We start from the raw sequence: 23,343 nt of genomic DNA, 5'->3' as shown, positions 1-23,343 counted from the left end.
GGGGGAACCCATGGCAGGGTCTCCCGCTTTTTCTGTGCAAACCATTGGCAAAGGTGGGAAGGATAAGAATGCCACCTAAGAGAAATAGTCCATATACAGAATCGTTCGTAGAGCCATCGCCATAAGATTTGAAGAAGTGGGAGTGATTCCGTGGGCGCTCCTCCGTGGTTTCGATCGGCTATCATTTATCAGATTTACCCTCGCGTATACGGAATGAAAAAAGGCAAGTTCGGCACTTTCCGCGATATTCAAAGGGATCTTCCCCGCATCCAATCCCTAGGGGTCAACACCTTATACCTTCTGCCGATTCAACCGTCAGGTCAGATCCAGCGCAAGGGGATCGCCGGTTCCCCCTACGCCATCGCCGATTATAAAGGGATCGCTCCAGAATATATTGAGCTAGAAGGGAGGGAACCAGCCTCTGAGGAGGAACGGGCCCAGTGGGGGAAAGAGCAGTTTCGAGATCTTGTCCGCGAAGCCCATAGCTTGGGGATGCAGGTGCTTTTGGATTTTGTCGGCAACCACTGCGCCCCAGATAATGTGCTCCTCGATCCGGCGAACCCTCCTGAAAAGGGAGGCTACCACCCGGAATGGTTTCTTTGGTCGGGGGGTCCCTATCCGATTCCGTCGAATCAAGACTGGTCCGATACGGCAGAACTGAATTACGGAATTCCCATTCCCGGGAAACCGAACTTCGAAAGGCTTCGCTACGTAGACGATCAGATCCGGGAAGCCATGTGGCAATACATGATCTCTGTCCTAAAGTATTGGGTCAAAGAGTTTGATATCGACGGATACCGCTGTGATTTTGCCCACTGGGTTCCCTTGGAGTTTTGGCAAAAAGCCATCTCCCAGGTCAAAGGTCTCAAACCGGAAATCGTCTTTGTCGCAGAGGCTTATGAACGGCTGAAAGAGCTGCTGGAGAGCGGATTTGACGGCGTCTACGCCTTTGAACTCTATAACCAATTAAAGAGTCTGCACCATGATATCCGGCATAGCGATCCCTATTTCGAGATCCGTTATATCGAAGACAAGATCAACTGGGAATATAGTCATTACCCAAGGGGAACCAGCATGGTGCGCTACACGGAAAACCATGACGAAGTGCGCAGCGTCATCATGTACGGCGGGATCGAACGGTCAAAGCCCCCTTTTCTGCTCGCTTTGACTTTGCCTGGCGTGCCGATGCTTTATGCAGGACAAGAAAACGGCGCCTACATCCGTCCGCCGCTATTCGAAGGGAATTTTGGCGAGAACGAATTCCGCCCGATCGATTTTCAAACCCACCCGGAACTGCTGGCATGGTATCGCCACGTTTTGGCCATACGCAGTACTAAGGCATATCTACAGGGAGAAGAGGTTCGCTTCTTCCCGACGAGCAGCCGAAAGGTGTCCGCCTTCCTTCGCAAGCAGGGCGATGCTATGGCTCTCGTCATGATCAACTTTAATGCGGAACCACAAGCCGAATCGGTCCAGTTCCAAGTGCCGCCAGAGGTTTATGACGGTGAACAAGAAGGGGAACTGGTCGACCTGTTGGATTCAGGGATTGTCATTTCGCTGTCAACGGGGAGGCCCCCTGAGCAGGTGGCCCTGTATTTGGCACCACTTCAATCGGTCATTTTGGAAGTGAGGCGAAACAATTGACAAAGGTCTTTTCCAGACGGGCAAGTGGAGTTCTCCTGCATCCCACATCCCTGCCGGGAGCGAACGGCATCGGAAACTTAGGGTTGGAAGCCTATCGGTTTGTGGATTTCTTGCAAGCTGCCGGGCAAAGCCTCTGGCAGGTCTTGCCTTTGGGACCGACCGGTTTTGGTAATTCTCCTTACTCGGGGCTCTCGGCCTTCGCCGGAAATCCCTCGCTGATCAGCCCCGAGAAGCTCTATCAAGAAGGGCTGCTGCGCAAGGATGAACTGCCGGAGTTGTCCGAACGTCTTCAAGACTCCGTCGACTTTGCCCGCTCGAAGGGCGAGAGCGATCGGTTCTTGCGGTCGGCTTTTCGTCACTTTCTAGAGACGGACCGTTGGCGCGATGATTATAAGCGCTTTTGCGGACACCATGGGACTTGGCTTGATGAATTCGCCTTATACATGGCCTTAAAAGAGGCCCATCATGAGCGGGCCTGGACAGACTGGGCTGACGAATATGCTCGCGGCGATAAAGGTGCCATCTCGGATTTTGTCTCTCGCTTCGGCGAAGAGATCGAATTTCATAAGTTCGTGCAATACGTCTTTTTTCACCAGTGGCAGGCCCTGAAAGCTTATGCCAATGAAAAAGGAATTCAGATCATCGGTGATCTACCGATCTATGTGGCTATGGACAGCGCCGATACCTGGGGAAGGCGCGAACTGTTCCGGTTAGATCAACGGGGGTTGCCTCTCGAAGTGGGCGGAGTACCGCCCGATTATTTCAATGCCAAAGGACAGCTTTGGGGAAACCCCATCTATGACTGGGAGAGCATGGCCAGGACCGGCTATCGCTGGTGGATCGAGCGCATCCGCCACACCTTGTCCATGGTCGATCTGATCCGTCTCGATCACTTTCGCGGATTTGAGGCCTATTACGCGATCCCCTACGAAGACGAAACAGCCGAGAAGGGAATCTGGAGAAAAGGACCGGGTGCGGCGCTCTTTCAGGCCCTGGAGCAGGAACTCGGTTCACTGCCGCTGATCGTGGAGGACCTGGGCGTCATCACGCCGGAAGTGGTGCAATTGCGGGAGCAGTTTGCCTATCCCGGCATCAAGGTATTGCAGTTTGCCTTTGACTCCAATGAGGATAATGACTTTATTCCTTATCGGTACCCGAACAACTGTGTCGTCTACACGGGCACTCATGACAATGACACGACCCGGGGCTGGTTTGATCAAGCCTCATCGAGTGACCGGGCGCATGCCTTGGAGTACCTGAACAGTGATGGACAGGATGTGGTATGGGACTTTATTCGCCTTGCCTTGTCCTCCGTCGCTGATGCCGCCGTTTTTCCGATGCAAGACATTCTTTCGTTAGACAGCGGCGCTCGCTTCAACTTTCCCGGTACGACCGACGGTAATTGGCTCTGGCGGTTTCAATGGCCGATGCTCCCTGAACGGCTCGTCGTCAAGCTGGCCCGGCTGACGAAACTTTACGGGAGGTAGACGGGAAAAACAAAAGAGCAAGAGCCGTTGAATGTGATAAAATAAACTGGGGCCTGTTCATAGATGTTCCGCCCCCGGATTTTATTACTGGATGTAGGACCTGTGAGGGATTTATGGAAAAAAAAGTGGATAAACCGAAGATACAAATGGTCATCATCACGGGTCTTTCCGGAGCGGGGAAAACCCACGCCGTCCGTGCCTTGGAAGATCTAGGATTCTTTTGTGTAGACAATTTGCCGCCGAATCTGCTGCCGAAGTTTGGCGAATTGATCGTCCAGTCCAAAGGGAAAATCAACAAGGTGGCTTTGGTCATCGACATTCGCGGCGGAGAGTTTTTCGGCACCCTTAGCGACGGATTGCATAACTTAGGGGCACAGGGGATCGAATGTGAGATTCTCTTCTTAGAGGCCTCCGACGAAACGCTGATCCGGCGCTATAAAGAATCACGGCGCCGTCATCCTCTATCCGATAGCTCTCGCATCTTCGACGGCATCAAGCTGGAACGGCAGATGCTCACGGACCTGCGAGGCCAGGCGAATAAAATCATCGATACGACAGACCTTTCGTCACAGCAGCTGAAGGCCCAGGTGATCGAACTGTTCGGGAAAGACGAACAGAGCAAACGCATGCGCATCACCGTCATGTCCTTCGGTTACAAATATGGAACTCCCCGGGACGCAGACCTCTTGATGGATGTACGATTTTTGCCCAATCCTTTCTACGATCCGAACTTGCGTCCTCTGACGGGCAATGACGAACCGGTCCAAGAGTTCGTCCTCTCGTCACCGACGACACGGCTTTTTCTGCGCAAATACTACTCGCTGCTGCGGTTTCTCATCCCTCACTATATCAAAGAGGGGAAAACCCATCTGGTCATCGGTATCGGATGCACCGGAGGAAAACACCGCTCCGTCACGTTGGCTAACCGCCTTGCGGCCGCGTTAGCCAAGCAGGAATATGCCGTCACCGTCAAGCACCGGGACATCGAGAAAGATCGGGGAGGGAACGAGCGGGCGTGAAATCGGTCATCATGTGGTTTTATCCCGGGCTGAAAGTCAAACGGTGGATGGCCTTGTCTTTCTTCGGCCTGCTCTTGGCCGGAGCTAGCATCTCTTTGGCTTTTGACGGTGAATTTTTTGGCTACCTGGAGACCAGTCTGCGAAAGATTTCCCTTCCCCGTGAACCGATACCCCTTGGATTGATCAGCTTGCTCATTTTTATGGCAGGCTTGTTCATGCATATTTACGGCTTTATGGCCATGGTTCGATCCATATCACAAGTCTTGCGCCCGGAGATGGACAGCAAGCTCGTGGAAGTGCTCTACCGACGCCGCTCGCTCGAGCGAGGCCCGAAGGTCGTCGTCATTGGCGGCGGCACCGGCTTGTCGGTCATGTTGCGAGGCTTAAAGGAGTATACGTCCAACCTCACTTCCATCGTCACCGTCTCTGATGACGGCGGTAGCTCGGGCCGTCTCCGGGACGATTTCGGCATCGTTGCCCCGGGCGATATCCGCAACTGTCTGGTGGCGTTAGCTGATACGGAATCAGACATGGATCAGGTGTTGAACTACCGCTTTCAACAGGGAGAAGGTCTGAAAGGCCACAACTTGGGCAATCTGCTCCTAGCGGGAGCTGCCGAATCAGCGGGAAGTTTCGAAAAAGCTGTTTCCTTGATGAGCCGGATCCTTGCCATCCGGGGCCGCGTATGGCCTTCGACGCTCTCGAACATCACCCTTTGCGCCGAATTGGCTGACGGGAGCCATGTGCGCGGGGAAACCGCCATCACCAGTGCCGAGGCCGCCATCAAGCGAGTCTATCTCGATCCCGTCGACTGTGTTCCTCTAGCACAAACCTTGCAAGCCATTGAGGAAGCCGATGCGATCATCTTAGGGCCGGGAAGCCTCTACACGAGCGTCATCCCCAATTTGCTCGTGCAAGATATCTGCCAGGCGCTTCATAAAAGCCAGGCAACCAAGATTTATGTGTGCAACGTCATGACCCAACCGGGAGAGACGGACGGCTACACGGCCTCGCGCCACGTAGCTGCTATTCACCGACACTGCGGTCCCGGTCTGGTCGATGCGATCATCGTCAATACGGAAGCGGTTCCGAAAGTGCTACTGCACAAGTACGAAGAAAAGGGACAAAAACCGGTCGTGATCGATGTAAAGTACTTAGAAAAACAAGGATGTAAAGTCATCCGGGCTCGGCTCATCAATAAGCAGAACCTCGTCCGCCACGATCCGATTCGGTTGGCCCAGGCGATCATGAGCCTGGTCATCCGGGAGAAGGAACGGCAAAGCGGGGTCGGTTTTATCGACCGCATGCTTTTTCGACGCAAACTATCCCGAGATTTTTTACCCCGTTCCTTGTCGAATCGAGCCGAAAGTCGGCTTGGGGAGTGAACTCGCCGTGTCTTTTTCCGTGGAAACTAAAGAAGAACTGGCCCGGCTGATTCCTCGCCGAAGATGCTGCCAGTTGGCTGAACTGGCCTCTCTTTTTCGTATGGACGGGTCGCTCCAGATCAGCCGGGAGATGGGCGTTTCCCTGACGATTACGACGGAAAGCGCCAGTTCAGCCCGGAAGATATTCCGGTTGATCAAATCGGTCTTCGGACTGCAGACCCAGATCATGGTCCGCCGCAAACGGCGGTTACGAAAAAGCAATGTCTATGTCATCTCGCTGCCGACGCGAATCGAGGGGCGCGATGTGCTACAGGAATTGGGCATCACCGACAGCGAAGGAAGTTTTTCTTTCGAACCCCGGGCAGATTTGCTCAAACGGCAATGCTGCCGCCGGGCCTACCTGCGGGGGGCCTTTCTCGGTGGAGGTTCTGTCAACAGTCCTGAAGGAACGTATCACCTCGAGATCATCACGAACGACGAGACTCATGCGCAAATCCTTTCAGACCTTTTGCATAAGTTTGGCCTCGCTGCCAAGGTGAGCCAGCGCAAGGGGTGGCACATCGTTTATCTAAAAGAGAGTGAACAGATCGTCGAAATGTTGAATATTATCGGTGCCCACACGGCACTGCTAAACTTTGAAAACGTGCGCATCGTCAAAGGGATGCGCAACCAGGTGAACCGCCTCGTCAACTGTGAAACGGCCAACTTGAATAAGACGGTAAACGCTGCCCTGCGCCAGGTGGAGATGATTCAGTTCGTCATCCGCAACATGGGACTGGACAAACTAGCGCCGCAACTACGAGAGATCGCTGAACTGCGGCTGCAGTTTCCCGACGCGAGCTTGAAGGAATTGGGCCAGATGATCACTCCCCCCGTCGGCAAATCGGGCGTCAACCACCGCTTGCGCAAGCTCGAAAGCCTGGCCGAGGAACTGTCCCGGAACATGTCCGGCACAGCAAGGGGGTAACTGATGGCCCGTAACACTCGATCCTATCCGGTGGAGGGAAAGAATTCCCTCCACTTTGTCTACCGGAACGTCCCATTTCTCCGGGTGATCAAAAATTTCATCGTCATCTGGCTGGCCCGGTACACTCCTCTGCTGGGATTGAAACACTGGATGTACCGTCGCTTGCTGGGGATGCAGATCGGCCCGAATACGTCGGTGGCGCTCATGGTGATGATGGATATCCTCCACCCCGATATGATCCGGATCGGCGAAGATTGTGTCATCGGCTATAACACGACCATCCTGGCCCATGAATATCTGCTTCGGGAATACCGGTTAGGGGAAGTACAAATCGGCAACCGGGTGGTCATCGGCGCTAACTGTACCCTCTTGCCGGGAATCACCATCGGCGATTATGCGGTGGTAGCCGCCGGTGCCGTCGTTACAGCCGATGTTCCGCCAAACAGCTTCGTGGCCGGTGTGCCGGCCCGGGTCGTTCGGTCGCCCTATTATGAGGTGCTGCCAAAGTAACACAACAAGTAACACTAAAGCTATCATTTTATAATACTATCATCGTGCTGGCCCGGGGTGCATCGGCTCCGTTCGCTAAGGGCTGCGCGGCTGTTCGCTTGGCTGCTCCGCGAGCGCGCCAAACCTCTGGGCTATTCTGCATGTGAACCGTGGCGCGCAGTCACGCTTCGCAGCCTGCGCTCACGACGCCGCTTCGCCCAAAACGCTTACTACGCCAATGCACCCCTAGGCTGTGCTGCGTGCTACTTTTTTAAAGAAGATTATTTTAGAGAGGTAGGGTTTGGTACATGCCTGTCGGACTCGGACAATACATGGAACAGACGCAGAAACTCATCATGACTCCCGACTTGCGCCAAGCCATTACGATTCTCCAGCTAAACGCGATAGAGCTTTCCACCTATATCGAACAGGAAATGACGCAAAACCCGTTGCTGGAACTGTCAGAACAATCAGGAGATAAAGAGGAACCCATTGATACAGCGGAAGCGAATTTGGACACCTACGAACAAGGCGAGCAGGGACAAGGGGACGATGAAAAGGCCGCTCCCGATTGGCAAGAATTCCTACAGCGGGACTTCGCTCCCGGGATGGGTCTCGGAGGGACGAGTCCAGAAAAATCGTATGATTATTTCCTGAACGAAGCGCCGACGCTGCAAGAACACCTGAGTGAGCAACTGAGCGTGGCCGACCTGCATGAAGGGCAACGGCAGATCGGTGAATACATCATCGGAAACATCGATGAACAGGGGTATTTTCGTCTGTCTCTGGACGAAGTGGCTGCGGCGCTGCGATATCCCGAAGGGGATGTGCAGGAACTCCTCCAGTTGATTCAAAGCTTTGATCCGCCAGGCGTGGCGGCCCGAGACTTGGCTGAATGCCTGCGGATCCAACTGATCCAACAAGAAATGCTGACTCCACAACTGGATGTAATTTTAGAAGAACACTTATCCGATCTGGCTGCGGGACGCCTGTCCCGAGTCGCCCAGAAACTCAAGCTGTCCACAGGCCAAGTGCAAGACTTGGTGGATATCGTCAAACGCCTCGATCCCAAGCCGGGCCGAAGATTCAGTCAGGGGAAGGATGTTCGGTATGTTCTTCCCGATGTGGTCGTTGAGAAGATGGATGGGGAGTATGTGATCCTGGTCAATGACATCACAGCACCCCGACTGAAGGTGAATGGAACTTATCGGTCCCTGCTCCAGCAAGAAATCCCCCAGGACCCGGAGACACGCAAATATGTGGAACAGAAGCTGAATTCAGCCATCTGGCTGATCAAGGCCATCGAACAACGACGGTTGACCCTCCATAAAGTCGTTGATTGTATCGTCGTGCTGCAGCGGGATTTTCTCGAACAGGGGCTACCTTTCCTCAAACCGCTCAATCTCAAAGATGTGGCTGACAGCGTGGGCGTTCATGAGTCGACGGTCAGTCGGGCCATCGCCGGGAAATATGTGCAAACTCCCCGAGGAGTTTTCGAATTGAAGTTTTTTTTCGGCAGCGGTGTAAAAAATAAACGGGGAGAAGCTAAAACATCGGCAGAAAGTATCAAGGGGCTCATTCGTAAAATGGTGGATGAGGAGGATGCCTATCAGCCTTACAGCGATCAGCAAATCGCCGACGCCTTAAGCGCCCGCGGCATTAAAATCTCCCGCCGGACCGTCGCCAAGTACCGCGACGAGATGGGGCTGTTGGCGACGCCGCAGCGTCGGCGTTACTCCTAAGAAAGCTAAAGTACTTTTTAACTTAACCCTTGACAAATCTAGGTCGCTTCTGGAAGGAATTAAGTGTCGAATGTGGAATAGACTAAGACGGTATTAAACCGCGATTTTTAAGGAGGATTCTATTCATGGCAGTCCGTATTGGTATCAATGGTTTTGGTCGTATTGGTCGCCTGGCAACACGGGTGGCGCTGGCAAACCCGGAAGTGGAAATCGTCGCCATCAATGACTTGACAGACGCGAAGACAAACGCTCACCTGTTCAAATACGACTCCGTTCATGGCACTTATCCCGGTCAGGTAACAGTGGGCGAAGACAACATTGAGATCGACGGTCGGCCGATCAAAGTATTTGCGCAAAAAGACCCCGCCGCCATTCCCTGGGGGGATGTGGGCGTTGACATCGTGATCGAGTCAACCGGGCTGTTTGTAGACGGTCAAAAAGCAGCGGCTCACTTCCAAGGGGGCGCAAAAAAAGTCATCATCTCGGCGCCTGCGAAAAACGAAGACATCACCATCGTTATGGGCGTCAATGAGAAGGAATATGATGGGTCGAAACACAAGATCATCTCCAATGCCTCTTGTACCACCAACTGCTTAGCCCCCGTCGCTAAAGTATTGAATGACGAATTCGGGATCATCAAGGGCTTGATGACCACCGTTCACTCCTATACAAATGACCAAAAAATCTTAGACCAAACCCATAAAGACTTGCGTCGGGCTCGTGCCGCCGCTATGTCCATCGTTCCAACGTCGACCGGTGCTGCGAAAGCCATCGGCAAAGTCATCCCGGCCCTCGACGGTAAGCTGAACGGCTTTTCTATGCGCGTTCCGACACCAAACGTCTCCGTCGTGGACTTAGTCGTCGACGTAAAGAAAAAGACGACTATCAAAGAAGTTAACGATGCCCTGAAAGCAGCTGCCGAAGGTCCGCTACAGGGGATTCTCGGTTACAATGAACTCCCCCTCGTCTCCCGCGACTATAACGGCACCCATCTGTCCTCTGTCGTCGACGGCTTGTCCACCATGGTCTTAGACGGCGATATGGTGAAAATCATCGCCTGGTATGACAACGAATACGGCTATTCGGTTCGTTTGATCGACCTGGCTCTGTATGTAGCGTCGAAAGGACTGTAGAACGGGTCGCATTGGCAAAGTTCGCTAAGGGCTACGCGGCGGTTCACCTCGTTGCTCCGCCCAAAACGCTCACCCTGCCAACGCAACCCTTGGGAGGTATTGGTAGGAAGGTTGAAGTGAGTATATCGTGGTTTGGAGGTCCAGGAATGAACAAGAAAACGATCAAAGACATCGATGTCAAAGCGAAACGCGTCCTCGTGCGCGTTGACTTTAACGTTCCCGTGAACGATGCGGGCGTGATCACTGACGATACCCGTATTCGTGCTGCCCTTCCGACCATCCAATATCTGATCCAAGCGGGGGCCAAGGTGATCTTGGCCTCCCATTTTGGTCGTCCGAAGGGAAAAGTAAACGACAAGTACCGCCTGACGCCGATCGCTGGCCATCTCTCTGAACTGCTCAACCGTTCCGTGAAAAAACTGGATGACTGCATCGGCCCCGACGTGGAAGCTGCCGTCAAAGAGGCTCAACCAGGCGATGTCATCCTTTTAGAAAACGTCCGCTTCTATCCGGAAGAGGAGAAAAACGATCCCGAATTCTCTCGTAAGCTGGCCTCGCTGGCTGATGTCTATGTGAATGATGCTTTTGGCACGGCTCACCGGGCACACGCTTCGACAGCAGGCGTAGCGGCTTACCTTCCCGCAGTGGCTGGATTCTTGATGGACAAAGAGATTTCGATCATGGGCAAAGCTCTCGCCCAGCCCGAACGTCCCTTTGTAGCCGTCATGGGCGGTGCCAAAGTGGCCGATAAAATCGCCGTCATCGAAAACCTCTTGAACAAGGTGGATACGCTGATCATCGGCGGCGGCATGGCCAACACCTTCTTCTATGCCATGAATCTCGAAGTCGGGAAATCGCTCTGTGAAAAAGACAAAGCCGATACAGCCCGGGAATTGCTGCAGAAAGCAGAAAAAGCCGGCGTAAAGATGATGCTGCCTGTTGACGTGGTCATTGCCGACACGTTGGCGGCAAACGTACCAACAGAAGTCGTTCCAGTCAATGCTATCCCTGCCGATAAGTCAGCCTTGGACATCGGGCCGGAGAGCGTCAAACAGTTTGCCCAAGCCCTCTCCGCTTCGAAAATGGTCCTATGGAACGGGCCCATGGGCGCTTTTGAAGTGGAGCCCTTCGACCGTGGCACCATGGGCGTGGCTCAAGCGATGGTCAATGTGCAAGGCACGACCATCATCGGCGGCGGGGACTCGGTCGCTGCCGTGGAAAAAGCCGGGCTGGCCGAAAAGATGACCCACGTTTCCACCGGCGGTGGCGCTTCGCTTGAGTTTTTAGAAGGACGTGAACTGCCCGGGGTAGCGGCTCTTTTGGACGCTTAACTGGTAAGTTTCTAGCCGCTACTGATACGCTGTGGTAAATCGGGGTGGAATGACGCCGCTTCGCCCAAATCGCTCACTCTGTCATTCCACCCCAGATTTTACTTTGTAGTGAGGCTATCCTATTTGGGTAGCATGCGTAAGAGTTATATATGTTGTAAGTTATATACGTTCAAATAAATTCAGCGATAAGGTGGTGCATCTCTGTATGCGTACACCAGTCCTAGCCGGCAACTGGAAGATGTATATGACCCCTGAGGAAGGCCGCCAGATGGTTCAGGCGCTCATTCCGCTCGTAGCTGACTGCCGGGAAAGGGAAATCGTCCTTTGCCCGCCTTATATATCTTTAGATTCCTTAGCGAAAGCGCTAAAAGGCACGAACATCGCTTTGGGAGCACAGAACATGCATCCCGCCAAGGAAGGCGCCTATACGGGCGAAGTGGCCCCGGGAATGCTCAAAGCCCTCGACTGTAAATATGTGATCCTGGGACACTCGGAGCGGCGGCAGTACTTTGGGGAAACGGATGCCACGGTGGCTGAAAAGGTGAAAGCGGCGCTGGCCGCCAACTTGATTCCCATCGTCTGTGTCGGTGAGACCTTGGCCCAGCGGGAACAAGTCATCACGGAACCGGTGGTGGACATCCAAGTCCGTCTCGGTTTGGCCGGTCTTTCGCCAGAAGAACTGGCCGGCATCATTATCGCCTATGAACCGGTTTGGGCGATCGGGACCGGTAAGACAGCTTCTTCGGCTGATGCACAGAAGGTTTGCCGATTTATTCGTTCTGTGCTGTCCTCCTGGCATGGCGATACAGCAGAAAAGGTGCGCATCCTTTACGGCGGCAGCGTAAAGCCCGACAACATTCGAGAACTGATGGAACAACCTGATATCGATGGGGCGCTTGTCGGCGGAGCCAGCCTAAAGGCAGACTCTTTTGCCCGCATCGTCCGTTTTGAAGAACAATAAGGAAGTGACCCTTTTGTCGAGTCCACAGACACCGGTCATGTTGATCGTCCTCGATGGTTGGGGACTCCGTGACGACATGGAAGGAAACGCCCTAAAGCTCGCCAACCTGCCCAACTTTCATCGCCTGTGGGAGACATACCCCCACACGTCGATTCAAGCATCCGGGGAATATGTGGGCCTGCCGAAAGGACAGATCGGCAACTCGGAAGTGGGCCATCTCAATATTGGTGCCGGTCGTGTCGTCTACCAAGAACTGACCCGCATCTCCAAAGCCGTTGAAACGGGAGAACTGGAAAAGAATCCGGTCCTGGCGGCAGCGATGGATCGACTCTCGGGGACGGGCAAAGCCCTTCATCTCATGGGACTGCTCTCCGATGGCGGCGTTCACAGCCATATCGACCACCTTTTCGCCTTGCTTGATATGGCCGTCGCACATGGCGTGGATAAGATCTTCGTCCATGCCTTCTTAGACGGTCGAGACGTGCCTCCGGCGAACGCTAAAGAATATGTAGAAGCGCTCGATAAAAAGTTAGCTCAAATCGGGGTCGGACAACTGGCCACCATCAGTGGTCGTTATTACGCGATGGATCGCGATAAACGTTGGGAACGAGTGAAACGAGCTTGGGACGCCATCGTTTATGGTGAAGGTGAAAAAGCTCCCCTCGGTTCAGCTGCCGTTGAAACGGCCTATCATGCCCGCTTGACTGACGAGTTTGTTCTCCCTACGGTCATCATCGACGAAAAAGGAGAACCTCGAGGAACCGTCGCCGACGGAGACTCGGTCATCTTCTTCAACTTTCGTGCCGACCGGGCCCGCCAGCTTTCCCATGTCTTCACGGATCAGAATTTTGACGGCTTTGACCGAGGCCCGAAACTGCCGCAAGTTCATTTTGTCTGCATGACCCAGTATGACATCACGCTCGATGCACCGGTCGCTTTCCTGCCGCAGAATCTGGAAAACACTTTCGGCGAGGTCGTCTCCCGGGCTGGGATGCGCCAATTGCGCATTGCCGAAACAGAAAAATATGCCCATGTCACTTTCTTCTTCAATGGCGGCGTAGAAGAGCCGAACGAAGGAGAGGACCGGGTTCTGGTACCCTCTCCGAAGGTCGCCACCTACAACCTCCAGCCGGAGATGAGCGCCAATGAGGTCACCGACCGGGTGGTCGAAAAGATTAACAGCAAAGAGTATCCGGTCATAGTGCTGAACTTGGCCAACCCGGACATGGTCGGTCATACCGGTATCTTACCGGCGGCCATTCAGGCGGTGGAAACGGTAGACGGCTGTCTGGGGCGAATCGTGCCGGCTGTGCTCGATCAGGACGGCGTAGTAATCATCACGGCCGACCACGGCAACGTGGAGCAGATGATCGATCCTGATGACGGCGGGCCGCAAACGGCTCATACGACCAACCCAGTGCCGGTGATCTTAGTCAGTGACCGCCATAAAGATAAACAACTGCGCTCCGGCGGTGCCTTGGAGGATATCGCTCCGACGATGATCGAGTTGCTCCGATTGGAAAAACCTCTAGAAATGACAGGGAAGTCGCTCATTATGTCCTAAGCAAAATTCTTATATTTGGTGGTATATTTGTGGTAAATCGGGGTGTAATGACTCCGCTCGCTAAGGGCTCCGCGGCTGTTCGCTCGGTTGCTCCGCTGGTGCGCCGAACCTTTGGGCTATTCTGCATGTGAACCGTGGCGCACTTTGTCGCTCCGCAACTTTCGCTCACGACGCCGCTTCGCCAAAATCGCTCGCTCCGTCATTACACCACCTAATTTTGCTGTTAAATTCGCTAATCTTACTCTAAATTTTTAATATAAAATTAAATGAACTTAAATGGAGGGTTTTTGCGTGTCTGTAATTGCTGAAGTGTACGCCCGAGAAATTTTGGATTCCCGAGGAAACCCGACCGTAGAAGTAGAGGTCGTTCTGGAAGACGGAACTGTCGGCCGGGCCGCCGTTCCGTCGGGGGCTTCCACTGGAGCTTATGAAGCTGTGGAACTGCGGGATGGTGACAAAGAGCGCTACCTAGGCAAAGGAGTGCTCAATGCCGTCGACAACGTAAACACGGAAATCGCACCGGAAATCATCGGGTGGGATGTCACTCGCCAAATGGAGATCGACTCAGCCTTGATCGAGTTGGACGGTACGCCGAACAAAGGCCGTCTCGGTGCCAATGCGATTCTGGGTGTCTCCATGGCCTGTGCTAAAGCGGCCGCTCAATATCAAGGACTGCCCCTGTTCCAATACCTTGGCGGCGTTTTCGCCCGGGAACTGCCCGTACCGATGATGAACATTCTCAACGGCGGAAAACATGCCGACAATAACGTGGACATCCAGGAATTCATGGTCATGCCTGTAGGCGCCCAGAGCTTCTCCGAAGGCTTGCGCATGGGTGTAGAAGTTTTCCACTCCTTGAAAAAAGTCTTACAGAGCAAAGGCCTTAACACGGCCGTCGGTGATGAGGGCGGTTTTGCACCGAACTTGAAATCGAACGAAGAAGCGCTGAAAGTCATTTTAGAAGCGGTCCAAGCGGCCGGATACAAAGCAGGAGAAGATATCCTGCTGGCTGTTGACGCTGCCGCCTCCGAAATGTACAAAGACGGCAAATACCATCTCGAAGGGGAAGGAAAAGTGATGACCTCCGCCGAGATGGTCGACTTCTGGGAAGATCTCGTCAACCGCTATCCGATCATCTCCATCGAAGACGGTCTGAACGAGGATGACTGGGACGGCTGGAAACTGCTGACGGACCGTCTCGGCAAACGGGCGCAACTCGTTGGTGACGACCTCTTCGTGACCAATACGGAAAAGCTGTCCAAAGGCATCGAGACCGGTGTAGGCAACTCCATCTTGATCAAAGTGAACCAGATCGGCACCATCACGGAGACCTTGGCCGCGATTGAGATGGCTCGCCGGGCCGGATATACGGCGGTCATCTCTCACCGTTCCGGTGAAACGGAAGATGCTACGATCGCTGATTTGGCGGTGGCTGTCAATGCCGGCCAGATAAAAACGGGTGCGCCTTCCCGGACTGACCGCGTAGCCAAGTATAACCAACTGCTTCGCATCGAAGAAGAATTAGACGAACAAGCCACCTATCGTGGTAAGAAAACGTTCTTTAACTTAGAACGACGGTAGGATAGAAGACCCAGCGAAAAGGATAAAGACCAATATTTGGTATGGCCTTTTACGGGATTGGGTATAATGATGGTGGCGGGATCCGGGTTTTCCGACCCGGGTCCTTTTCCTTTTTTATCTCAAAGTAACAGACGAAATCTTCGCCACTTGTCGAAGATTTGGGATAAATCCCACGAACAAATCGTCTAGCTTGTGTTTCCAGGGGGGATGTGCTAAAATTCTTTTGTTAAATTGCCAGAATTTTGGTAAGGAGGTGTGTGTGTATTGCAAACCGCTGCTGTCGTATTTCAAGTCGTAGCCAGTTTAGGTCTAATTGCTTCGATTGTCATGCAGTCGGGTAAGAGTGCCGGTCTTTCCGGTTCTGTAGCCGGAGGGGCCGAAGCGATGTTCGGCAAGAAGAAAGGTTTGGACGAATTGCTCAACAAATTCACCATGGTTTTTGCCGCATTGTTTTTACTTAGTGCATTGGCCTTATCTATGTTGGGGTAATTCCGGGGATAACAGGGAGTATACTGGGGAGATTCTGGGGTAATCTGTGATTCGGGAAACAAAGGAGCGTGACACTCCGTGTCTTATCCGCTGTACGCGGCAATTGCCGGGGTCATCGGTCTGCTCTTTGCCGGATATTTGGCAATGAGCGTCCTGAAAGAGGATCAAGGAACCCAACGAATGAAGGAACTCTCTCAAGCGATTTTTGAAGGCGCCATGGCCTTCCTCAACCGCCAGTACAGAACGCTGATTCCTTTCGCTGTCATCATCTTTGGCGCCCTGCTCTATGGGAACTGGGGCAACCAGAAACTTGCCTGGGGACAGGCCATCTCGTTTCTGGTCGGTGCTTCCTTCTCTGCCGTCGCTGGCTATGTAGGGATGACGATTGCCACCAAATCCAACGCCCGTACGACGGCGGCAGCTATGCGCGGTCTCAATGAAGCCCTTTCGGTAGCCTTCCGAGGCGGCGCAGTGATGGGCATGTCTGTGGCCGGTTTGGGCCTCTTAGGTGTATCGGTCCTGTACATCGTCTATCAAGATGCCGTCATCATCAACTCCTTTGCCTTTGGTGCATCGGTCATCGCGCTTTTTGCCCGCGTTGGTGGCGGGATTTACACCAAGGCCGCCGATGTAGGTGCCGACCTCGTCGGTAAGGTGGAAGCCGGCATTCCTGAAGATGACCCGCGGAACCCGGCCGTTATCGCCGATAACGTCGGTGACAACGTAGGGGATACCGCTGGTATGGGTGCTGACCTATACGAGTCCTATGCGGCTACGACGATCGCGGCCATGCTGATCGGTGTGACCGTTTTTCCGGGACGGTTGGAAGGGATTTTTTATCCCCTGCTGATCGGTGCAGCCGGGCTCATTGCGGCGATCATTGCGTCTTTCTTTGTACGGACCACGGAAGACGGCAATCCGCAGATGGCCTTGAACAAAGGTCTTTGGGGCACAAACGTGCTGACAGCGGTGGCGACCTATTTTATCGCCCAGTCGCTCTTTGCGGACATTCCTGCGTCCAGTGCGTTTCCGTCCGGTGTTCCCCTAGGGTTAACGATTTCTGTCATCGCCGGACTGCTCGTCAACGTGGCTATCGGCTGGATTACAGAGTACTATACATCGTATAACTATAAGCCGGCTCAACATATCGCCTCGTCATCTTTGACCGGTCCGGCTACGAACATTATCGCCGGTATTGGCGTAGGGCTGAAGTCGACGGCGCTGCCGATCATCGTCATCGTCATCGCCATCGCCGTTTCTTACAACTATGCAGGTATCTACGGGATTGCTATGGCGGCGATGGGTATGCTTTGCACAGCCGGTATGGTCGTTGCGATTGACTCCTTCGGTCCAGTCGCTGACAATGCCGGCGGGATTGCGGAGATGGCTGAGTTGGGCCCGGAAGTACGGAAAAAGACGGACAAACTGGATGCTGTCGGTAACACGACGGCTGCGGTGGCGAAAGGTTTTGCCATCGGTTCGGCTGCCTTGACGGCCTTGGCGCTGTTTACCGCCTTTGCGGAAGAAGTGATCAAGTCGCCTGGTGTCAGCAGCGCTCTTCATGGCGGCCATTTAGTGCTGAACCTGCTTGAACCGAAGATCATCATCGGTCTCTTCATCGGCGGTACCGTGCCATTCCTCTTCTGTGCCTTTGCCATGGAAGCGGTCGGTAAAGCGGCCTTTGAGATGATCGGTGAAGTCCGGCGCCAGTTCCGCGAAATCCCTGGCTTGATGGAAGGGAAAGCGAAACCGGACTATGCCCGTTGCGTCGACATCTCCACCCGTGCTGCGATCAGGCAAATGATTGCGCCGGGACTGCTGGCCGTCATCACACCGCTGATCGTCGGATTTGGCTTTGGCGCTCAAGCCTTGGGTGGTATGCTTGCCGGGGTCACTGTAGCCGGTGTGCTCCTGGCGATCTTCATGGCTAACGCCGGTGGTGCCTGGGACAACGCGAAAAAGTACATTGAGAGCGGTAAACACGGCGGAAAACGGACCGAAGCCCATTCGGCTGCCGTCATCGGCGATACCGTGGGCGATCCTTTCAAGGATACGGCCGGTCCGTCCCTGAATGCGTTGATCAAGGTAACGGGAACTATCTCTCTGATTATTGCTCCTTTCCTCAATCTCTAATCGCTCACATCTTCTCCTTATCTGAACTTTGCGCTACTCATCGAAACAACACACATCTACTCCATTACTGCAATAAATGATGAACCGACACTTTTTTCCCATCTGAATTCCCAACTGATCACACTCCCAACAATACAGAATTCCCAACAGAAAACAGCAGAAACACCGGGGGCGATAAGGCTCCCGGTGTTTTCTCTTTCATGGAAAAGTTATGCTATAATAGACCTATCCAAGAATAAGCACATTCTTCTCTAAAGCCGCCTGGCCTAACTGGCGAAAGGAGCTCTTATCTATGTTCAATATTGGCTTTCCCGAATTACTCTTGATTCTCGCTTTGGCTTTAATCATCTTCGGGCCCGGCAAGCTTCCGGAATTGAGTCGTGGGTTGGGAAAGGCGCTCAACGAGTTCCGACGAACCACAGAAGGTCTAAAGTCGCAAATGAACGACGCCATGCAGCCTGTGAAGGACATCAAAACTTCGGTGGATGAGGTCACAGCCCCGATAAAAGAAGCCAGACAAGCCGTTACGAATCCCTCCGGTTATGTCATGGACAAGGTGAAAGAAGCAGTAACCCAAGAGCCTGCGGAAGAAACATTGTCTAACAGCGGTGGCGCAAACGAAAATAACCCGAGCGATGATAAACCGAAGGTGGAGTCGACAGAGGCGAATCCGTCCAAGGCGGAATCAACAAAGAGCGGTTCGTCGTAAGCTATTCGTCAAATAGCCATTCATAAAAGACTGACTTAGCAACAATCGTTTTGTACGGAAATTCATTAGGGGGAAGCTAGATGGCACCGAATCTTACTGACGATGGGATGTGTTTTTGCTGCGGCATCAACAATCCGATCGGGTTACACTTGTCCTTCCAGTGGGAAGGAGAAGAGTATGTTACCTATTTTACACCCCGACCAGAGCACCAGAGCTACGCTGGCATCACTCATGGGGGTCTCGTGGCCACAGTGCTCGATGAAGTCATGGGCCGCTTGCTCATGGTCCGCGATGTTCCGGCAGTGACCGCTCGAATGGAACTACGGCTTCGGCAAGCCGTTCCTATCGGGGAAAAAGTTCGCTTCGCCGGGCGGATAGAAAAAGAAAGAGGCAAAGTGGTCGACATGTCGGCGACGGCCCAGTTGCCTGACGGCACCGTAGCCGTCGAAGCGACAGGCCGCTTTATGATCGTCGAATCCAATGACACTGTGAAAGGAGGGGCGGGATGAGCGAAGGACAGAAGGTCCTCTGCGATAACCGGCGTGCCCGCCATGATTATCATATCGAGGAGGCTTACGAAGCGGGGATGGCCTTGACAGGAACGGAAATCAAATCCCTGCGCCAGGGCAAAGGCAACATCAAAGATGCTTTCGCCCGGGTAGAGAATGGAGAAGTTCTATTATATAACATGCACATCAGCCCCTTCGAACAGGGAAATCGATACAACCATGAACCGCGGCGTACCCGAAAACTGTTGTTAAACAAAAGCGAGATCCGCAAGCTCGGTGCTGCCGTTCAGCAAAAAGGGCTGACCCTCGTCCCCTTGCGAGTCTATCTCAAGCGGGGCTTAGCTAAATTGGAACTGGCCATCGCACGAGGGAAAAAGCTCTACGACAAACGGGAGGACATCGCTAAACGGGATGCCCAGCGGGAAATCGCTCGGGCCGTCCGGCAGAAGGAGAAGGGCGAATAAAGCAAAGTACTTTTATTGTTAAGAAGGCTAGCTTTTAAGCGTTTAAACTCAATAAACCTGAAAAATTCTGATTCATCCGCTTTCTCTGTTTACTAGGGGTAAGCGATGTCCAGAATCGCGGAACTATACGGTTGAACTAAGGTTGTATAAGGGGCGTACTAAATTTCTTTAAAAAGCCCAGATGAGAACATATCTCATCTGGGCTTTAATCGCTTCTACAGCATATTGCTATCTCTATTGTTTGTAGCTAACCTCACACCATCATCAGGCAGATATTGTTCGAAAACTCCACCGGGTCATCGATCGGTAAGCCTTCGATCAGCAAAGCTTGATTATATAGTAACTGGGTATACCGGTTCAGCTTGTCTTTATCTGTTTGACCGGCTGCCTTCAATGCTTGAAACATGGAGTGATGAATATTGATCTCTAAGACTTTATCGGCTTTAATCTTTTGATTGTTCGGTAAGGCGTTGAGTACTTTCTCCATCTCAATGGTCAAATCACCCTCGTTGGATAAGCATACGGGGTGGTTCTTTAAGCGTTTTGACGCTCTTACGGCCTTGACTTTGCCCGCTAAGATGCTCGTCATCTCCGTAAAGAGTTCCTGATTTTCGGCATCATCGCCACTGGAGGAATCTTTAGTTTCTTCCGACTCAATCCCCAGGTCACCGCTGGATACGGACTTGAATTCTTTTTCTTTATAGGTCATCAACATCCGGATGGCGAACTCATCGACATCATCGGTAAAGTAGAGGATCTCATATCCTTTATCGGCGACGAGTTCTGCTTGGGGCAGTTTCTCAATGCGCTCGATCGAATCTCCGGCGGCGTAGTAAATATACTTTTGCTCTTCCGGCATTCGAGAAACGTATTCGCTCAACGTAACCATCTTTTTCTCTTTGGAGGAATAGAAGAGCAGAAGGTCTTGTAACACGTCCTTGTTGGCTCCGAAGTCGCTGTAGATGCCGTATTTCAACTGTCTGCCAAAAGACTTGAAGAACTCTTCGTATTTTTCTCTGCTGTTTTTCAGCAAGTCTTCAAGCTCATTCTTGATTTTCGTCTTGATGTTTTTCGCGATCAGTTTTAACTGCTTGTCTTGCTGCAAGATCTCTCTGGAGATGTTGAGAGACAAGTCCTCCGTATCGACCATGCCTTTGACAAAGCTGAAATAATCGGGCAGCAATTCGGCACACTTGTTCATGATCAGGACGCCCTTGGAATAGAGCTCCAAGCCTTTTTCATATTCTTTTGTATAGAAGTCAAAAGGCATTTTTTCTGGGATAAATAAAATGGCCTTATAACTCACGGTGCCTTCGGCACTGATATGAATATGTTTGAGCGGTTTATCGAATCCAAAGTGCTTTTCAGAATAGAAATTATCGTAATCTTCTTGCGTGAGTTCGCTCTTGTTCTTCTTCCAAATGGGGATCATGCTGTTGATGATTTGTTCGCGCGTTTCTTCGCTGCTTTCTGCGTCCTTTGTTTCATGAACTTCCATCTTAATGGGGTAGCGAATAAAATCGGAGTACTTCTTGATGATCGACTTTAAGCGGTATTCCTCTAAGTACTCATCATAGTTCTCGTCGTCGGTGTTCTCTTTAATTTTAAGAATGATATCGGTACCGACCGAATCTTTTTCACAGGGTTCAATGGTATATCCTTCGGCGCCTTTGGATTCCCACTTATAAGCACCATCATGACCTAAGGCTCTGCTGATCACCGTAACGGTGTCGGACACCATAAAGGCAGAATAAAAGCCAACCCCGAACTGTCCGATGATATCGAAGCCGTCTTTAATTTCATTCTCTTTTTTAAAGGCGAAGGAACCGCTCTTGGCGATGACACCAAGGTTTTCTTCCAATTCATCCTTCGTCATCCCGATACCTGTATCCGATATTTTCAAGATTCTATTCGGCTTGTCCGGAACGACTTTGATATAATAATTCTCTTTGTTGAAGTTCAAGGAATCATCGGATAAAGCTTTATAATAAATTTTGTCAATCGCGTCGCTGGCGTTGGAAATGAGCTCCCGTAAAAAAATCTCCTTATGGGTATAGATGGAGTTCACCATCAAATCAAGCAATCGTTTGGATTCTGCTTGAAATTGTTTTACTGTCAAGGATAGACCCTCCTTCTAAAATCGCCGCTTATAACTTCTTCTTGCCGTTAGCACTCTCGCGGTGAGAGTGCTAATACTATTTTATTTACCAAAAATCCAGCTTTTTGTCAATATTGGGGTCAGACGCTTATGGGTTATATTTTCCCCGGATTCGGTAACAATTCCTTTCATCCCTGCTTTTATGAAGAGTGACCATTCGATATAATAGGATTGTCACCACTATCACGAAAAGAGGTCGATATTTTGACTACGTTGCCCTACCATAAGACGCAACTGACCTTGCCTATCGAACCCGGCCCCAAAGTTCGTATACTGACTCCATCGAACCATGATTACACGCCAGAAGGCGCGCAGGAAGAGATTGTCCGCCGTGCGTTAGCCAACCCCATTGCATCACCGCCTTTGTCGGAATTGGTGAAAGGTAAGCAAAATATCGTCATCATTTCCAGTGACCATACTCGTCCCGTACCTAGCCATATCAACATTCCTCTCATGCTCGAAGAGATCAAAAAGGGGAATCCAGAAGCCAAAGTGACCATCCTCGTGGCGACAGGGATGCACCGTCCCACCACACCGGAGGAGTTGGTGGACAAGTTCGGCCAAAAAGTGGTCGACGAAGTGCCCATCGTGAATCATCTTTCCGAAGTCGATGAAGATATGATCTTCTTAGGCACCCTTCCGTCCGGCGGGGAACTCTGGGTGAATAAAGTGGCAGTCGAAGCCGATTTGCTCTTGGCAGACGGCTTTATTGAGCCCCATTTCTTTGCCGGATTTTCGGGCGGGCGCAAGAGCGTATTGCCGGGCGTCGCTTCCCGTAAGACGGTCATGTACAACCACAACTCCACCTTTATCTCTAGCCCCTATGCCCGCACAGGCAACCTTGAGAACAACCCGATCCACCGGGACATGCTCTTCGCGGCAGAGAAGGCGAAATTGGCCTTTATCCTGAACGTCGTCATCAACGCGAAAAAAGAGATCATTTACGCGGTAGCTGGTGATCGGGTGGAGGCCCACCTCAAGGGATGCCAGTTTGTTCGTGACCTCGTGGCAGCCACTCCCATTCCCGGCGATATCGTCATCTCTACAAATGGCGGCTATCCCCTGGACCAGAACCTTTATCAAGCGGTCAAAGGCATGACCGCGGCTGAAGCATCGGCAAAAGCAGGTGCAGTCATCATCATGGTGGCCGGCTGCTCCGACGGTATCGGTGGAGAAGCTTTTTATCACCAGCTTGCCGACTATCCGTCTCCGCAAGCCGCCATGGATACCTTCTTGGCCACGTCGAAAGAAGACACACCGGCGGACCAGTGGGAATCGCAAATCCTCTGCCGCTTGTTGATCAAGCATAAAATCATCATGGTGACTGATCCGAAGTGGGCTCAGGCGGTCCGTGACATGCACCTCGATTACGCCGAGACATTGGAAAAAGCACTGGCGAAGGCCAAAGCAGTCAAAGGCGAAGAAGCTGAAATCACGGTTATCCCCGATGGCGTCGGTGTGATCGTCGGTTAAAAGCGGTAACGATGTAAAGGGACATCTGTCTGACTCAACAGGTGATGAATCCTCCCTTGCGGTTTGGAGCCGCTTATAGGTTGAGTGAGCCAGAGAAAGAGCCAT

Annotated in this window: 19 protein-coding genes; 18 read left to right on the top strand and 1 reads right to left on the bottom strand. The window is 52.4% G+C overall.

Annotated elements, in window-relative coordinates:
• Positions 1-150 precede the first annotated feature (150 nt).
• From GJ688_RS15200 to smpB, 17 genes are all read left to right on the top strand, one after another.
• Positions 151-1,644 carry an alpha-amylase family glycosyl hydrolase gene (locus GJ688_RS15200; RefSeq protein ID WP_155477403.1) on the top strand — a complete coding sequence of 498 codons (1,494 nt, stop codon included), beginning with the start codon at positions 151-153 and terminating at the stop codon, positions 1,642-1,644.
• Positions 1,641-3,131 carry a 4-alpha-glucanotransferase gene (gene malQ / locus GJ688_RS15195; RefSeq protein ID WP_155477402.1) on the top strand — a complete coding sequence of 497 codons (1,491 nt, stop codon included), beginning with the start codon at positions 1,641-1,643 and terminating at the stop codon, positions 3,129-3,131. Before GJ688_RS15200 ends, malQ begins: the two co-directional genes overlap by 4 nt.
• Before the next feature lie 113 nt (positions 3,132-3,244).
• Complete coding sequence (rapZ, locus tag GJ688_RS15190; protein ID WP_155477401.1) at positions 3,245-4,150, top strand: RNase adapter RapZ; 906 nt, start codon at positions 3,245-3,247, stop codon at positions 4,148-4,150.
• A complete protein-coding gene (locus GJ688_RS15185; RefSeq protein ID WP_328597382.1) occupies positions 4,147-5,535 on the top strand; it encodes a gluconeogenesis factor YvcK family protein in 1,389 nt (462 codons plus the stop codon). The genes rapZ and GJ688_RS15185 overlap by 4 nt, the downstream gene beginning before the upstream one ends.
• A 7-nt stretch (positions 5,536-5,542) precedes the next feature.
• The gene (gene whiA, locus GJ688_RS15180; RefSeq protein WP_170292044.1) at positions 5,543-6,502 is read left to right on the top strand and encodes a DNA-binding protein WhiA; all 960 of its coding nucleotides are present in this window, start codon (positions 5,543-5,545) and stop codon (positions 6,500-6,502) included.
• Positions 6,503-6,505: 3 nt separating this feature from the next.
• Positions 6,506-7,012 (top strand): acyltransferase, encoded by a 507-nt coding sequence (locus GJ688_RS15175; protein WP_155477399.1) that lies wholly within the window; start codon positions 6,506-6,508, stop codon positions 7,010-7,012.
• 287 nt (positions 7,013-7,299) lie between these two features.
• A complete protein-coding gene (gene rpoN, locus GJ688_RS15170; protein WP_155477398.1) occupies positions 7,300-8,733 on the top strand; it encodes an RNA polymerase factor sigma-54 in 1,434 nt (477 codons plus the stop codon).
• A 125-nt stretch (positions 8,734-8,858) separates the two neighbouring features.
• A complete protein-coding gene (gap, locus tag GJ688_RS15165; RefSeq protein WP_155477397.1) occupies positions 8,859-9,866 on the top strand; it encodes a type I glyceraldehyde-3-phosphate dehydrogenase in 1,008 nt (335 codons plus the stop codon).
• A gap of 146 nt (positions 9,867-10,012) precedes the next feature.
• Positions 10,013-11,197 carry a phosphoglycerate kinase gene (locus GJ688_RS15160; protein WP_155477396.1) on the top strand — a complete coding sequence of 395 codons (1,185 nt, stop codon included), beginning with the start codon at positions 10,013-10,015 and terminating at the stop codon, positions 11,195-11,197.
• Positions 11,198-11,402: 205 nt separating this feature from the next.
• Complete coding sequence (tpiA, locus tag GJ688_RS15155) at positions 11,403-12,158, top strand: triose-phosphate isomerase (protein ID WP_155477395.1); 756 nt, start codon at positions 11,403-11,405, stop codon at positions 12,156-12,158.
• 37 nt (positions 12,159-12,195) lie between these two features.
• Positions 12,196-13,722, top strand: coding sequence for a 2,3-bisphosphoglycerate-independent phosphoglycerate mutase (gene gpmI / locus GJ688_RS15150; RefSeq protein ID WP_235911025.1), 1,527 nt, complete (start codon positions 12,196-12,198; stop codon positions 13,720-13,722).
• Between the two features lie 291 nt (positions 13,723-14,013).
• The gene (gene eno, locus GJ688_RS15145; protein WP_170292043.1) at positions 14,014-15,303 is read left to right on the top strand and encodes a phosphopyruvate hydratase; all 1,290 of its coding nucleotides are present in this window, start codon (positions 14,014-14,016) and stop codon (positions 15,301-15,303) included.
• Positions 15,304-15,558: 255 nt separating this feature from the next.
• Entirely contained in the window at positions 15,559-15,792 is a 234-nt protein-coding gene (gene secG, locus GJ688_RS15140; RefSeq protein WP_328597381.1) for a preprotein translocase subunit SecG, read from the top strand.
• 78 nt (positions 15,793-15,870) lie between these two features.
• Complete coding sequence (locus GJ688_RS15135; RefSeq protein ID WP_170292042.1) at positions 15,871-17,925, top strand: sodium-translocating pyrophosphatase; 2,055 nt, start codon at positions 15,871-15,873, stop codon at positions 17,923-17,925.
• Between the two features lie 292 nt (positions 17,926-18,217).
• On the top strand, positions 18,218-18,634 hold the full coding sequence (locus GJ688_RS15130) for a twin-arginine translocase TatA/TatE family subunit (protein ID WP_155477392.1): 417 nt from the start codon (positions 18,218-18,220) through the stop codon (positions 18,632-18,634).
• An 80-nt stretch (positions 18,635-18,714) separates the two neighbouring features.
• Positions 18,715-19,143, top strand: coding sequence for a PaaI family thioesterase (locus tag GJ688_RS15125; protein ID WP_155477391.1), 429 nt, complete (start codon positions 18,715-18,717; stop codon positions 19,141-19,143).
• Positions 19,140-19,607, top strand: coding sequence for an SsrA-binding protein SmpB (gene smpB / locus GJ688_RS15120; protein WP_155477390.1), 468 nt, complete (start codon positions 19,140-19,142; stop codon positions 19,605-19,607). The genes GJ688_RS15125 and smpB overlap by 4 nt, the downstream gene beginning before the upstream one ends.
• Before the next feature lie 253 nt (positions 19,608-19,860).
• On the opposite strand, the gene htpG is transcribed toward smpB, so the two are convergent.
• Positions 19,861-21,726 (bottom strand): molecular chaperone HtpG, encoded by a 1,866-nt coding sequence (gene htpG / locus GJ688_RS15115; RefSeq protein ID WP_155477389.1) that lies wholly within the window; start codon positions 21,724-21,726, stop codon positions 19,861-19,863.
• 243 nt (positions 21,727-21,969) lie between these two features.
• Between htpG and larA the strand changes: the two genes are divergently transcribed.
• The gene (larA, locus tag GJ688_RS15110; protein ID WP_155477388.1) at positions 21,970-23,238 is read left to right on the top strand and encodes a nickel-dependent lactate racemase; all 1,269 of its coding nucleotides are present in this window, start codon (positions 21,970-21,972) and stop codon (positions 23,236-23,238) included.
• The last annotated feature ends 105 nt before the right edge of the window (positions 23,239-23,343 follow it).

The organism is Heliobacterium mobile, from assembly GCF_009720735.1.
In the GTDB taxonomy this organism is placed as follows: domain Bacteria; phylum Bacillota; class Desulfitobacteriia; order Heliobacteriales; family Heliobacteriaceae; genus Heliobacterium; species Heliobacterium mobile.
The sequence above is the reverse complement of the archived record's forward strand: the minus strand, read 5'-3'. Positions and strand labels throughout refer to the sequence as shown.